The 12,751-nt window shown below is 64.8% G+C and carries 11 protein-coding genes; 5 read left to right on the top strand and 6 right to left on the bottom strand.

Annotation, left to right across the window (positions count from 1 at the left end; genetic code table 11):
- Positions 1 to 51: 51 nt before the first annotated feature.
- The 4 genes from OX460_RS14980 (at position 52) to OX460_RS14965 (ending at position 3,970) form a co-directional block, all read left to right on the top strand.
- Positions 52 to 1,203, top strand: a complete 1,152-nt coding sequence (locus OX460_RS14980) for an MFS transporter (RefSeq protein WP_218965341.1) — start codon at positions 52 to 54, stop codon at positions 1,201 to 1,203.
- Between the two features lie 240 nt (positions 1,204 to 1,443).
- Positions 1,444 to 2,820 carry a cysteine--tRNA ligase gene (gene cysS, locus OX460_RS14975; RefSeq protein ID WP_289899132.1) on the top strand — a complete coding sequence of 459 codons (1,377 nt, stop codon included), beginning with the start codon at positions 1,444 to 1,446 and terminating at the stop codon, positions 2,818 to 2,820.
- Positions 2,821 to 2,862: 42 nt separating this feature from the next.
- Complete coding sequence (locus OX460_RS14970; RefSeq protein WP_289899131.1) at positions 2,863 to 3,435, top strand: hypothetical protein; 573 nt, start codon at positions 2,863 to 2,865, stop codon at positions 3,433 to 3,435.
- Positions 3,428 to 3,970 (top strand): hypothetical protein, encoded by a 543-nt coding sequence (locus OX460_RS14965; protein ID WP_289899130.1) that lies wholly within the window; start codon positions 3,428 to 3,430, stop codon positions 3,968 to 3,970. The genes OX460_RS14970 and OX460_RS14965 overlap by 8 nt, the downstream gene beginning before the upstream one ends.
- Here OX460_RS14965 and dbpA read toward each other — a convergent pair.
- From dbpA to OX460_RS14935, 6 genes are all read right to left on the bottom strand, one after another.
- A complete protein-coding gene (gene dbpA / locus OX460_RS14960) occupies positions 3,957 to 5,384 on the bottom strand; it encodes an ATP-dependent RNA helicase DbpA (protein ID WP_092610179.1) in 1,428 nt (475 codons plus the stop codon). The genes OX460_RS14965 and dbpA overlap by 14 nt on opposite strands.
- 111 nt (positions 5,385 to 5,495) lie before the next feature.
- Positions 5,496 to 5,732 carry a hypothetical protein gene (locus OX460_RS14955; protein WP_251351821.1) on the bottom strand — a complete coding sequence of 79 codons (237 nt, stop codon included), beginning with the start codon at positions 5,730 to 5,732 and terminating at the stop codon, positions 5,496 to 5,498.
- Between the two features lie 205 nt (positions 5,733 to 5,937).
- Positions 5,938 to 7,629: an acid phosphatase gene (locus tag OX460_RS14950; RefSeq protein WP_289899129.1), complete on the bottom strand. Its 1,692-nt coding sequence runs from the start codon at positions 7,627 to 7,629 to the stop codon at positions 5,938 to 5,940.
- A 75-nt stretch (positions 7,630 to 7,704) separates the two neighbouring features.
- Positions 7,705 to 10,209, bottom strand: coding sequence for a TonB-dependent receptor (locus OX460_RS14945; RefSeq protein ID WP_289899128.1), 2,505 nt, complete (start codon positions 10,207 to 10,209; stop codon positions 7,705 to 7,707).
- A 101-nt stretch (positions 10,210 to 10,310) separates the two neighbouring features.
- On the bottom strand, positions 10,311 to 11,318 hold the full coding sequence (locus OX460_RS14940; RefSeq protein WP_289899127.1) for a FecR domain-containing protein: 1,008 nt from the start codon (positions 11,316 to 11,318) through the stop codon (positions 10,311 to 10,313).
- Between the two features lies 1 nt (position 11,319).
- Positions 11,320 to 11,838: a sigma-70 family RNA polymerase sigma factor gene (locus OX460_RS14935; protein ID WP_289899126.1), complete on the bottom strand. Its 519-nt coding sequence runs from the start codon at positions 11,836 to 11,838 to the stop codon at positions 11,320 to 11,322.
- A gap of 272 nt (positions 11,839 to 12,110) precedes the next feature.
- Here OX460_RS14935 and OX460_RS14930 point away from each other — a divergent pair, with 272 nt between their 5' ends.
- Complete coding sequence (locus OX460_RS14930) at positions 12,111 to 12,725, top strand: hypothetical protein (RefSeq protein ID WP_251351816.1); 615 nt, start codon at positions 12,111 to 12,113, stop codon at positions 12,723 to 12,725.
- Positions 12,726 to 12,751 lie beyond the last annotated feature (26 nt).

Genomic DNA, 12,751 nt, shown 5'->3' with positions numbered 1-12,751 from the left:
GTGCCGGCGGCGCCCTCGCTTCCTAGTTCCCAACAACAATCCGGTCTGGCCATGCACATCCTGGGCGCCGTCGCCTTCGTGCATTTGCTCAATGACTTGATCCAGGCATTACTGCCGTCGATTTATCCGATGCTGAAAGCCGAGTTTTCACTCAGCTTTACCCAGGTCGGCCTTATAACCCTGACGTTCCAGTGCACGGCATCGTTGCTGCAGCCCTGGATCGGCTTGTACACGGACCGCCGTCCGCTGCCGTTCCTGTTGCCTGTCGGCATGTGCTTTACCCTGGCCGGCGTGCTGATGCTGTCCATCGTCTCGACCTTCCCGACCCTGTTGATCGCGTCGGGCCTGATCGGCGTCGGTTCGTCGACTTTCCACCCGGAAGCGTCGCGCGTGGCCCGCATGGCGTCGGGCGGACGCTACGGCTTTGCCCAGTCGCTGTTCCAGGTGGGCGGCAATGTCGGTTCCGCGCTGGGTCCGCTGCTGGCGGCCGCCGTCATCGTGAATCGCGGGCAGGGCAATATCGCATGGTTCAGCTTGCTTGCCGTGCTGGCCATCGGCGTGCTGTACAAGGTCAGCCACTGGTATAGCGGCCACTTGGCCAGCTTCAAGCCGAAGGCGGGCGGCCATGGACCGAACTTGTCGCGCAACAAGGTGATGGGTGCCCTGGGCGTGCTGGCCTTGCTGGTGTTCTCGAAATACATCTACATGGCCAGCCTGTCGAGCTATTACACGTTTTATTTGATCGACAAGTTCCACCTGTCGATCGGCGCGGCGCAACTGTACCTGTTCCTCTTCCTCGCCGCCGTGGCGGCCGGCACCTTCATGGGCGGTCCCATCGGCGACCGCATCGGCCGCAAGCGCGTGATCTGGATTTCCATCCTGGGCGCCGCGCCATTTACCCTGCTGCTGCCGTATGTCGACCTGTTCTGGACGGCTGTATTGACGGTGATCATCGGTTTCGTCATTTCTTCCGCGTTTTCCGCCATCGTTGTGTTTGCGCAAGAGCTGGTGCCGGGCAAGGTGGGCATGATCGCGGGGATATTCTTTGGCCTGATGTTCGGCGTGTCCGGCATCGCGGCGGCCGCCATGGGCCACCTGGCCGACGTGTCGGGCATCGCCTATGTGTATAAAATCTGCTCCTACCTGCCGCTGCTGGGCATCCTGACGGTGCTGCTGCCGCATATCGAGCAGGCGAAAAAATAAGCGCGCATTGCGGGAGGGCTTGACGGCCCGCCCGCGTGCATGCGATATTCTCATCATGATTTCTTCCATCTTCCCTCCAGTCCTTGCATACCGCCGCGCCGCCGCTGCGCTGTGTCCGTGTACCTGGCTTCGTGAGGATGCGGCCCGGCGCCGTTAAATTTTTACTCCTCATTCCGATGGCCACAGTGTTGAAAAACCTGTGGCCATTTTCTTTTTCCGCAACGCGCATGAAAGTCCCGCATGACACTTCATTTGTACGATACGTATAGCCGCAGCCTGCGCCCCTTCGACCCTCTCGCCCCGGGCCAGGCGGGCCTGTACGCCTGCGGTCCCACCGTCTACGATTATGCGCACATCGGCAACCTGCGCACCTATCTGTTTGTCGACGGCTTGCGCCGTGCGCTCGAATTCAACGGTTTGCAGGTGCGCCACGTGATGAACATCACGGATGTGGGCCATCTGACGTCGGATGCAGACAGCGGCGACGACAAGATCGAGGCCCGCAGCGCCCGCAGCGGCAAGTCCGCCTGGGATATCGCCGCCGAATTCACCCGCGCGTTCGAGGGTGATCTGCGCCAGTTGAATATCCTGCCGCCCACCGTCTGGTGCCGCGCCACGGACCACATCGCCGAGCAGATCGATTTCATCAGCGACCTGGAAGCGAAGGGCTATACCTACCGCACGGACGACGGCATCTATTTCGATACGACGCGCCAGGACAGCTATGGGAAACTGGCACGCCTGAATCGCGACGGCCTGCAGGCAGGGAAGAGGGTAGACCTGGGCGAGAAGCGCGATATCTGCGACTTCGCGCTGTGGAAGTTCAGCGGCGTGCCGGGCCAGCGCCAGATGGAATGGGACAGTCCGTGGGGCCTGGGTTTCCCTGGTTGGCATATCGAATGCTCGGCCATGGCGGAAAAACACCTGGGCGCGTATTTCGACATCCATTGCGGCGGCGAAGACCACGTGGCCGTCCACCACAGCAACGAGATCGCGCAGACGGAAGCGCGCCATGGCACGCGCCTGGCCAACTTCTGGCTGCATGGTGCCTTCCTGAAAACGCAGGATGCGAAGATGTCGAAGTCGTCGGGTGACTTTTTACGTTTGCACAGCCTGGTGGAGCAGGGCGTCGATCCGCTGGCTTACCGCTACCTGTGCCTGGGCGCCCATTACCGCAGCAGCCTCAATTTCACGGACGACGCCTTGCGCGCTGCTGCCAGCGGCCTGGCGCGCTTGCGCGTGGCCGTGCACGGCCTGGGCCAGGCGGATGGCGAGGCCGACCCTGCGTGGCTGGCGCGTTTTGCGGCCTGCGTCAACGACGACTTGAACTATCCGCGCGCGCTGGCCGTGGTCTGGGAGCTGCTGAAAAGCGGGCTGCCCGATGGCGTGAAAAAGGCCACGATGGCCCGCTTCGATACGGTCCTGGGGCTCGATCTGCTGGCCTGGCAGCCGGCGCAGGTGGAAGTGCCGCAGCAGGTGCAGGCGTGGATGGCGGAACGGGCTGCCGCCCGCCTGGAGCGCCAGTGGGCCGAGGCGGACCGTTTGCGCGCACTGGCGCGCGCGGCCGGCTATGAGATCGACGATACGCCGCAGGGGCAACAGGCGCGGCCTTTGTGAAAATGTCCTGCATAATGGCCGCCTGATGAAACTGGAGATGCCGTGAAGCGTCGTTTGCTGCTATTGAGTTGTTGCCTTGCCTTGTCGAACTCCGTCCAGGCGGCTAGCGCCTGCCCCGGTTTCCCCGCGCTGGCTACATCGAGCGAGGCGCTGCTGGCGCAAGTGCGCGCGTTGCCGCCCGTCGGCGTCGACCGCGAACGGCAGGCGTGTGCGCCTGCGACCGTCATCGATTTCGCCTACAGCGGCGGAGTGCTGTGCAGTTTTGGCGGTGAAGTGGAGGCGGCGACGGCCGCCGTCACGCGCCTGGCGGACGGCGGCGAACTGGTCGAGTACCTGTATCTGTTCCCGTATGCGCCGGCCTCGCACGCGCGCCTGCTGGTGCTGCTGGCCGCGCGTTTTAATCAAGTCGACAAGGCGGCCTGGCCGGCCTTCCTGCAAGGTGCGACGCCCGGCAAGGAAACCACGGCCCTGTTCACCGACGGCGCTTACTATATTTCGCTGGGCAAGCCCACCGAAGGCGATCCGGCCGCATGGTATTCGAATGTGATCTTTGAAAAGGTGGATAAACCTGCGCTGGGCGTGCGCAAGGTGTGCCAGGAGGAGCGCGATGCTTGAAGCAGGCGCCTTCCCGGCGGCATTGGCCGGCACTGTGGCGCAGCTGCTGCCCGCGCTGGGGAGTACCCAGGCACACCCGCCATTTGCCGTATGCCAGGATGGAGAGGCCTTGCTGATCCCGACGCGCACGTATTACGATCGCCAGCGATTGCTGGCCTGTACGCAGCTGCCCGGCGACGCGGGCGTGATCGCCCTGTGCCTGGGCACGCGCCACCACGATGGCCATCTGCGCGAAGCGTGTGTAAGGCAGCTGTTGCTGCAGGAGCGGGCGTGGACAGTGCCTTTCGTCGTGCACCTGTGCGGTGAATATGTGCTGGAGATCGTCGAGAGAATCGGGGCGGCGCTGCCGGCCTGGAATGCGCAGGCGCTGGCGCGCTACCTGCGGGAGAACCCCGCGTATGTGGATACGCTGCAGCGGCGCGCCGTCAGCTACTGGAACTGCTACTACCGCCATCAATATCCCGTGTGGGACGGTTATCCGGGACGCAGGGCCATGGCGGCCCTGCGGGCATTACAGCGGCTTACGCCTCGATAAAGCGCATCTTGAAGCTGCGGCCCTTGATGTTGCCGAAGTCGCGGCCCAGCGTATTGCCTGCGTTCAGGCGCTTGAAGGCCGCTTCGGCCACCTTGCGGTCGAGCGCCACGTAGGTCATGAACTCGAACACGTTGATCTTGCCCACTTGCTCCTTGGTGAGGCCCGCGTCGCCCGTCAGCGCGCCCAGCAGGTCGCCCGGGCGCAGCTTGTCCTTCTTGCCGCCCATGATGCACAGGGTGACCATCGGCGCCGGCAGCGCCTCCATCCCGTCATCTTCCGCCAGTTCCTTCAGGTCGTGCCATTCGGCGGCGCTGTTCTGGTACTGCTCGATCAGCTTGACCCATTTTTTCTCGTTCGGCGCGCACAGCGACAGGGCCAGGCCCTTCTTGCTGCCGCGGCCAGTGCGGCCGATGCGGTGGATGTGCACTTCCGTGTCCTTCGAGACGTCGACGTTGATCACGGCGCCCAGGTCGGAAATATCGAGGCCGCGCGCGGCGACGTCGGTGGCCACCAGCACGGAGCAGCTGCGGTTGGCGAACAGCACGAGGATTTCGTCGCGCTCGCGCTGTTCCAGCTCGCCGTACAGGGCCAGCGCGGAAAAGCCCTGCTGGCGCAGTTCCTCGGCCAGTTCGCGGCAATGCACCTTGGTATTGCAGAAGGCCAGGGTCGATTCCGGCTTGAAGTGTTTCAACAGCTTGCCGACGGCGCCATTGCGCTCGTCGAAGCCGATTTCATAGAAGCGCTGCTCGATCTTGTCGTTGTCGTGCTGCGCCTCGACCGTCACTTCCAGCGGATTGACGAGGAACGATGCCGTGGCGCGCCGGATGTCTTCCGGATACGTGGCCGAGAACAGCAGGGTCTGGCGGCGCGCCGGGCAGGCGCTGACGATGCCGGCGATTTCCTCGTAAAAGCCCATGTCCGTCATGCGGTCCGCTTCATCGAGCACCAGCGTCTGCACGTGATTCAGGTTGATGGTGCCGCGGCCCAGGTGGTCGCGCAGGCGGCCCGGCGTGCCGACGACGATGTGGGCGCCGTGTTCCAGCGAAGCGATTTGCGGGCGCATCGGCGCGCCGCCCGTCAGGGTCAGGATCTTGATGTTGCCGGCCGCGCGGGCCAGGCGGCGCAATTCATTGGCCACCTGGTCGGCCAGTTCGCGCGTGGGGCACAGCACCAGGCCTTGCACGGCAAACCAGGCCGGATTGAGCTTGTGCAGGATGCCGATGCCGAAGGCGGCCGTCTTGCCGCTGCCCGTTTTCGCCTGGGCGATCAGGTCGCGGCCATCGAGCACCGCCGGCAGGCTTTGCGCCTGGATGGTGGTCATCTCGTGGTAGCCGAGCGAGTCCAGGTTGGCCAGGAAGGCGGGCGTCAGCGGCAGGCTGGCAAAGGAAGTGGTAGTGTCGGTGGTGGTGTTCATAGGGGCGGAGCCGGTAAAAAGCGGGTGGATGGGCACAGTCTACAGGCGTTCTACGCCCTTGTGCGGATGGTGGTGTGGAAGCCGGCGGCAAACGGCCGCCGGCATGGGGTGTTAATTGTCGGGCGCCCAGATGGGCAAGCCGGTCAGATCGAGGCCGGCGTCGCGCGTCCATACGGGCAGGCCCGTGGCATCGGTCGGCTCCAGCAATTCGAGCTGCACCTGCTTCAAGGCCACCTTGCGCGCGCGCGTGCGGCGCTGCGGTTCCGGCGCCGGCTCTGGCGCCTCGGGCGCTGGCGGCGGGCCGAAGCCGGGCAAGTCGATGGTGGCGTTGTCTTTTTTATCTCTCATTTGCTAACCTCTGTCCCTGGCTTGCGATGGCCAGGGGGCGGGCAAGGTGCTGCCCGCCTATGTCTATACGCTTTAACTTCATCCACAAAACAAAAGCCCGGCTACTGGAGTCGGGCTCATTGTTGGGATAACCTGCAGGAAAACTTGTCCTGCGGATTTAAGTGCGGCACGCAGTGTATCACAGGCGTGCCGCACTGTGTGGGGCTTAGCGGAAGCTCAGCGTACCTGTCAGGTCGCCCGGCGGCAGCGCGCCGCGTGACGCGAACGCGTCATTGCGCACCTTCAAGCCTTCGAGCAGCGGCAAGTCGTGCAGGCGCGTGATCAGGCGCAGGATCGACGTCGTGTCATAAAAACTGTGGTCGACGGCGCCTTTCTTCGCGTACGGCGAGACGACGATGGCGGGAATGCGCGTGCCCGGCCCCCAGCGGTCGCCCTTGGGCGGCGCCACGTGGTCCCACCAGCCGCCGTTTTCATCGAACGTGATCACCACGATCATGTCTTTCCACTGCGGCGATTCCTTCAGATGCTGGATGACGTTGGCCACGTGCTGGTCGCCCGATTCGATGTCCGAATAACCGGCATGCAGGTTCAGGTTGCCCTGCGGCTTGTAGAAGGTCACGGCCGGCAGCTTGCCCGCCACGGCCGCGGCGAGGAATTTGTTCGAAATCGGGCTGTCGCCCGTGCCGCCGTCGCGCAGGTGCTCGGCGCGCGCGGCCGTGCCGGGAGCGAACTGCTTGAAATAGTTCAGCGGCTGGTGGTGGAACTGGAAGTTCGGCTTGCTGCCGCCGCCCTTGTGGTCGAGCGCCGCTTGCCAGCCGCCGCCATACCACGCCCAGCTGACGCCCTTGCGCGACAGCAGGTCGCCGATGGTGTCATAGGTTTGCGGCGGCAGCGTATTCGCGTCGGCCGGGTCGGCGTGCAGCGGGTCGCCGTCGAAGGCCGGGCGGATGTAGCTCGGTTGATATGGCGGCGCCATGGTGTTGACGGCATAGCCGTCCGGAGTGAGGGCGCCGTCGTTGACGTATTTCGGCTTGCCGTCCAGCGCGGAGGCGGGGCAGTCGGGCGAGATGGCCAGGCGCACGCCTTGCGGGCCGTCGGACAGCACGGCGATCTTTTTCTTCGCCGCCGTCTCGGAAGCATTGAAATATTCGTTGGCGCGGCCCGTGACGAGGAACTGGTGGTTCATGTAGGAGCCGCCGAAGGCCGCCATGAAGAAGTTGTCGCACAAGGTGTACTGTTCGGCGATCTGCCACAGGTTCAGGTTTTTCGACGTTTCGCCGTAATGGCCCATCACCAGGCCGCCGCTGTCGGCCCACGCGGCAAAGCCGTCGTTCTTGCCGCCGTTGATCTGCATCTGATTGTTATAGAAACGGTGCACGAGGTCGCGCGTGATGATGCTCTCGGGCAGGGGCTTGCCGGCCGCGTCGCTCAATTTGTAGGGCGCGTTGGGCAGGCCGGAAATCTGGTCTTCCTTGATCAGGTAATCGATGCCGCCGATATTCTGCTGGTTCGGCACCAGGCCGCCCCAGATCTTCGGCAGGGTGGCCAGCGGCTTGCCGTCGCGGTCCAGCTGTTGCGCCTGTTCCGCCGTGACGGCGGACAGGGGCGCGCTGGTGCCTGGGAAGTTGGCGAACAGGTTGTTGAAACTGCGGTTTTCCAGGTAGATCACGACCACGTTCTTGACGTGCGCCTTGAGTTTCGCGTCGAGCGAACCCTTGGCGATGGTCTTCCTGGCTGGCGCGGCGTCGGCCAGCGCGGGCAGGCTGGCGGCCAGGCCGACTGCGGAAGCGGCCTGGAAAATGCGCCGGCGCGAGGGATTGGCGGGTTGGTCGGCCGGATCGGCTGGCAGGGCGGGGGCGAGGTCCTTCACACATTCTCCTTGGGTGGCACGGGCCATGGTCTGTGCCCGTGAAGCGGAAAATTGTATCACCGGCCCCTCGATAGTGTGAAATATTCGCCCCCCTTCAGCGCATCAGAACTGGTAGCGCACGGTCAACGCCACCTTGCGCGCCGGACCATGCATGCCCGACAACCACCAGTCCGACACGGAAGCCGTGTACTGCTTGTCGAACAGGTTGGCCACGTTGACGGTGGCCGACAGCTTGTCGCTGACGTCGTAGCGCGCCATCAGGCTGGCCACCGAGTACGCCTTCTGTTCCCAATGCAGGGTGCGCTCGACCTGCCACGCATCGATGTCGGAATACACGCGGCTTTGCCAGTTCATGCCGCCGCCCACCGTCAGGCGCTTGAATTCGCCGGGCAGGCGGTAAGTGGTCCACAGTTTCACCAGGTGGCGCGGGAAGGTGGCCAGGATGGTCTTGCCCGTATTGTCTTCCGTCTGGCTGTACGACCACGAGGCCGAGATGTTCCAGTCCGGCGTCAGGGCGCCCGTCGCTTCCAGATCCACGCCCTGGGTTTTGGCACCCTTGATGGCGCGGTTGGCGGAAATCTTTGTGCCAGGCACGTAGTAACCTGGATCCGACTCGGCCAGGTTGTCCTGGCGGATCTGGTACAGCGCGGCGGCCGTGTTCAGGCGGCCATCGAACCAGCCGCTCTTGACGCCTGCTTCCAGGGTCTTGCCTTCGCGTGGCGCCAGCAGCTTGCCATAGCGGTCTTGCGATGCTTGCGGCTGATAGATGGTGGAGTAGCTGGCGTAGGCGCTGTGCGTGCTGTCGATGTCGAACACCAGGCCGCCATACGGCGTGACGACGCGGCTTTCCGAGGCTGGCGCCGCGTTGTAATAGGACTCGGCAGGCGTGTCCGAGATGTAATTTTCGTCGTAGCGCAGCACTTTTGCCCCGGCGATCAATTTCAGGCGCTCGGAGAGATGGAGGCGCGTGGCGGCATACACGCTGGCCTGGCGGCGCGTGCTGTCGTTGGTGCCATAGGTGCCGCCAAACACGGGCGTCGCCGTGCGATTCCAGCGGTACAGGTTGACAGGCGTGCGCTCGATGCTATTGTCGAAACGGGCATCCGTCGTGCTTTGAAATTCGCTGTAGTCCATGCCCAGCACCAGTTCGTGCTGGCGGCCGAATGCGCTGAACGGTCCGCGCACGTTGACGTCCACGCTGTTGACCTGGAGCTGGTAGTCGCGGTAGTCGGCGTTCAGGCGCAGGCCATCGCCCGTGGCCTGGTTGGGCAAGCTTCCGCTGACGTTCAGGTAGACGGAGCGCTCTTCCTGCGACGATTGCACGCGGTTGGCCGAGATTTTCAGTTTCCAGTCGTTCGCCAGCGCGTGTTCCACCGTGGCGAAGACGTCGGTCGAATTGGTGTCGAAGCGATTCGACGTGGCCGCCGGGCTGAAGGAGCGGGGCAGGTTCGTCATGCTGCCATTGCTGTAGAACAGGGGAAAGCCCAGGTAGGACAGGGATCCGTTCGAGCGCTTGCGCTGGTGCGTGACGCCGGCCGTCAGTTTCGTGTCGGCGGACAGGTCCGCCTCGAGCACGCCGTAGACCACTTTCTTGTCGCGGCTGTAGCCGTCGACGATGCTGTCGCCTTCCTCGTACACCGTCACTAGGCGGCCGCGCACCGTGCCCGCGTCGTTGAGCGGGCCGGCAACGTCGGCCATGGCGCGCCGCTCATCGTGGGAACCCAGCTCGCCCTCGACGGACGCCTGGAATTGCGCCGTCGGCTTCTTGCGCACCATGTTGATGGCGCCCGAGGCGTCGCCCGCGCCCGTCATCAGGCCCGAGGCGCCGCGCAGCACTTCGATGCGGTCGTACAGCGCCATGTCGGCCAGGCTTTGCGACGGTATCGCATTGAGGCCCATGGTTTCCGAGTGCGTGCTGACGCCATCGAGCTGGTAATTGGTGATCGAATAGCCGCGCGAAGTAAAGCCCGTGCGTTCGCTGCCCAGCGAATACAGTGTGATGCCCGGCGTTTGCGCCATCACTTGCGCGATGGTGCTCAAGCCCTGGTCCTGCATGCGCTGCTGCGTGATGACGCTGACCGACTGCGGCGTTTCCCGGATCGACAGGCCCAGCGGCGTGGCCGTGGCGATCGGCAGGGTAGAGACATACGCGCCCGAGCCTTCGGTGGCATCCTGCTGCGCCTTGACGGACACTTCCGGCATCATCGACAGCGCTTCGCCACCCGCCGCCGCATCGGCCGGACGCAGGACAAAGCTGCCGTTGGCGCTGCGCTCGGCCTTCAGGCCCGTGCCGCGCAGCACGCCGTTCAGGGCGGCCAGCACGTCGTGGCGGCCGCTCAAGCCTGCGGATGTCTTGCCGCGCGTCTGTTCCGGCGTAAAACTGAGGATGACCCTGGACTGGCTGGCGACCTGGCGCAGCGCTGCCGCCAGGTCGCCGGCCGGCACCTGGAAATCCTGGATGTTCTGGCTGGCCGCTGGCGCTGCCGCGTTTTCCTGCGCCAGGGCTGGCGCCTGGGCGTTCAGCAGCAGGGCCGAACCGATGAAGACGAGTTGGATGGCATACGCCATGCGCTTGATGCGCGGCTTGGAATGAATGGCAAGAGACATGGTTACCTTGTGGTGTAGTCGTCAAAAAGAACGTTGCCTACACAGGTCACGCGAGAATCGAAAGCGGGTACCTTTTTTTGCGTCGGCCTCAAAATAAATGGTCAGCGCTGCTGGCGCGCTTCCACCTGCACCCAGTAGCGCGTGCGCAGGCGCACGTCTACCGGCAGGGAGTCGGGCAGCGACAGCAGCACGGCGTCCAGGTCGGCCAGCGGGAAGACGCCGGAAATGCGCAGGCCGGCGACGGCGTCGTCGCAGCCCAGCAAGCCGTGGCGGTAGCGGCTCAGTTCATGCAGGAAGTCGCGCAGCGGCATGGCGTCGGCCAGCAGCAAGCCCTGGCGCCAGGACCAGATGTCGGGCGAGACGGCGTGCGCGGGCAAGACGCCTTGCGCCGTCATGCCGCCGCCCTGGCCCGCGCGGATCACCTGCCTGGCGTCGCCATGGCGCGGCATCAGCCGCACGGCGCCTTCCTCGACGGCGACCATGGTGCTGCCTTCGGCCTGGCGCACCGAGTAGCGCGTGCCCAGCGCCTGCGCCTGGCCATGCGCCGTTTCGACGAGGAAGGGCCGGTAGGGCCTGCCCGTTTCGCGGGCGGTGGCGATGAAGACTTCGCCCTGCACCAGTTGCAGCAGGCGCTGCGTGCCCGTGTAGCGGATGTTGACGGCGCTGCCGCTGTTCAGGTGCAGACGGCTACCGTCGGGCAGGGTCAGCTCGCGGCGTTCGCCCACGCCGGTGGACAGGTCGGCCAGCGCGGCGCGGGCAAAGTCGGGCGCGTATTCCGAGCGCGCGCCGAACCAGCCCGTGAGGCCGATGGTCGATGCCCACGCCAGTAACCGCAGGCTGCTGCGCCGCGAGACCGGGAGCGCGGTGGGACGTTGCAGCAGCGCCTTGCGGCTGGCCTGCGCATCGAGTTCCCGCAAGCCGCCGCTGACGCTTTCGATGTGTTTCCACGCGCGTTCGTGGTCGGGATGCGCCTGGCGCCACTGCTGCCAGGCCGTTTTTTCCGCCGGCGTGGTGGCACCGCTCATCAGGGTGGCCAGCCATTCGGCCGCCTGCATGGCGATGGCCAGGTCGATGGGCTGGCCCTGGGCGTAGACGGTGGCGCCGCGCATCTCAGGGCGCGGCAAAATCGGGCACGGCAAAAAAGCACAGCAGGTTGGCCTTGCTCAGGTATTTTTTGATGGAATGCGTGGTGGTATCCAGTTCGGCGGCGATCTCGGCATAGGTCATGCCGTCCAGGTGGGCCAGCAGGAAGGCGGCCCTGGCCTTGGCGGAAAGCTGGTCCAGCGCGCGGTCGACCAGTTGCAGCGATTCGAGCAGGAGGGACATCGCTTCCGGCGACGGCGTGCAGGCTTGCGGCTGGTGCAGCAGGGCGTCGAGGTAGGCCCGTTCGAGCGCTTCGCGCCGGCAGTGGTTGGCCAGCAGGCGTTTGGCGATGGTGGACAGGAAAGGGCGCGGCTGCGCGATCCCGGCACTGCTGCGCGCAACGAAGATCTTCAGGAAGGTATCCTGCGCCAGGTCGCCCGCCAGCCCCGCATCGTGCAGGCGGCGCTTCAGCCAATGCAGCAGCCAGGAATGGTGCTCGGCATACAGAGACTGGAAATCGGTCGGCGGGGAAGGAGCGGACAGCATGCGTACGGGGTGGCTTAATCTAAATGAGAATTGTTCTCATAATAGCGTAGCGGCGCCCGCCAGGCAATCGGGAAAACGCGGCGTTGCTGAAATGCGACTGCGCGTCCAAGTCGTGTGCGGCGGTGGATTTGCGCCCGCGCACGGCAGATGTAAAAGTTTCCTTGGCGCAAGCTTTCATGTGAGAAAATGCGGGCTGTCGATGTGGTGCGGAGCGAAAAATGATGTGGATGGTTGGCGGTGCCCTGGTTCTCCTGGTCGCCCGATTCTTATGGTTGGCCTTTTTCCACCGGGTCAACGCGATGTCGCGCCAGGCGGAACTGATGAACTGGCTCGATATCGGCCGGGTGTCGAATGCCGATGGCGGCAAGGATATTCTGTTGGCGAGAAATGAGCGCGGCGCCCGGATCGACTGGCGCACGGGCGAGGTCTGGCTGATGAATCCCAAGGTGGCCGAGCCGTTTGCCGATTTCCTCGCCGTCGAGCGCTGGCTGACCCTGCGCGACATGCCGCCGGCGGACAAGCCGGCCGCAGCCGCGCCTGCACCTGCGGAGCCGGAACCCGAAGCGGCGCCGGACGCCGGCCCCGTGCGCGATACCTTGCCGGCCTTCCAGCAAAAGGTCGATGCGTGCCTGGCCAAGGCGGAAGGCGGCCAGGAATTACTGGAAACGAAGCAGGCGTTCGAGGCGGGCAGCGAGCCTTACCTCGAAGCGTCGACGGAATTGAGCAAGGCCGCGCTGGAACTGGAAGTGTCGCCGGCGATGGTGGCCACGTTTCATATCAGCGCCTTTGCCGCGCTGGCCGAAACGGCGGGAGCCGACAAGCTGGAGCGGGTGGCGGCCAGCCTGCATGCGGCGGCCAGGCAGATCAGGGCCAGCGTCGCCGCGTGAGCGGGCCAGGCCTGGAATGAAAAAAC

This window comes from Janthinobacterium sp. SUN033, assembly GCF_030397595.1.
Classification (GTDB): Bacteria; Pseudomonadota; Gammaproteobacteria; order Burkholderiales; family Burkholderiaceae_D; genus Janthinobacterium; species Janthinobacterium kumbetense.
Note: the sequence above shows the minus strand (reverse complement) of the source record. Positions and strands in the feature narration are given on the sequence as shown.

Excerpts from the sequence above, each read along its gene's own strand:
- OX460_RS14940 (WP_289899127.1), bottom strand. The coding sequence starts at position 11,318 with ATGCGCGGCGCCACCGTCTACGCCCAGGGCCAGCCCATCGACCTGGCC.
- OX460_RS14945 (WP_289899128.1), bottom strand. The coding sequence starts at position 10,209 with ATGTCTCTTGCCATTCATTCCAAGCCGCGCATCAAGCGCATGGCGTAT.
- cysS (WP_289899132.1), top strand. The coding sequence starts at position 1,444 with ATGACACTTCATTTGTACGATACGTATAGCCGCAGCCTGCGCCCCTTC.
- OX460_RS14935 (WP_289899126.1), bottom strand. The coding sequence starts at position 11,838 with ATGCTGTCCGCTCCTTCCCCGCCGACCGATTTCCAGTCTCTGTATGCC.
- OX460_RS14965 (WP_289899130.1), top strand. The coding sequence starts at position 3,428 with ATGCTTGAAGCAGGCGCCTTCCCGGCGGCATTGGCCGGCACTGTGGCG.
- OX460_RS14950 (WP_289899129.1), bottom strand. The coding sequence starts at position 7,629 with ATGGCCCGTGCCACCCAAGGAGAATGTGTGAAGGACCTCGCCCCCGCC.
- OX460_RS14980 (WP_218965341.1), top strand. The coding sequence starts at position 52 with ATGCACATCCTGGGCGCCGTCGCCTTCGTGCATTTGCTCAATGACTTG.
- OX460_RS14955 (WP_251351821.1), bottom strand. The coding sequence starts at position 5,732 with ATGAGAGATAAAAAAGACAACGCCACCATCGACTTGCCCGGCTTCGGC.
- dbpA (WP_092610179.1), bottom strand. The coding sequence starts at position 5,384 with ATGAACACCACCACCGACACTACCACTTCCTTTGCCAGCCTGCCGCTG.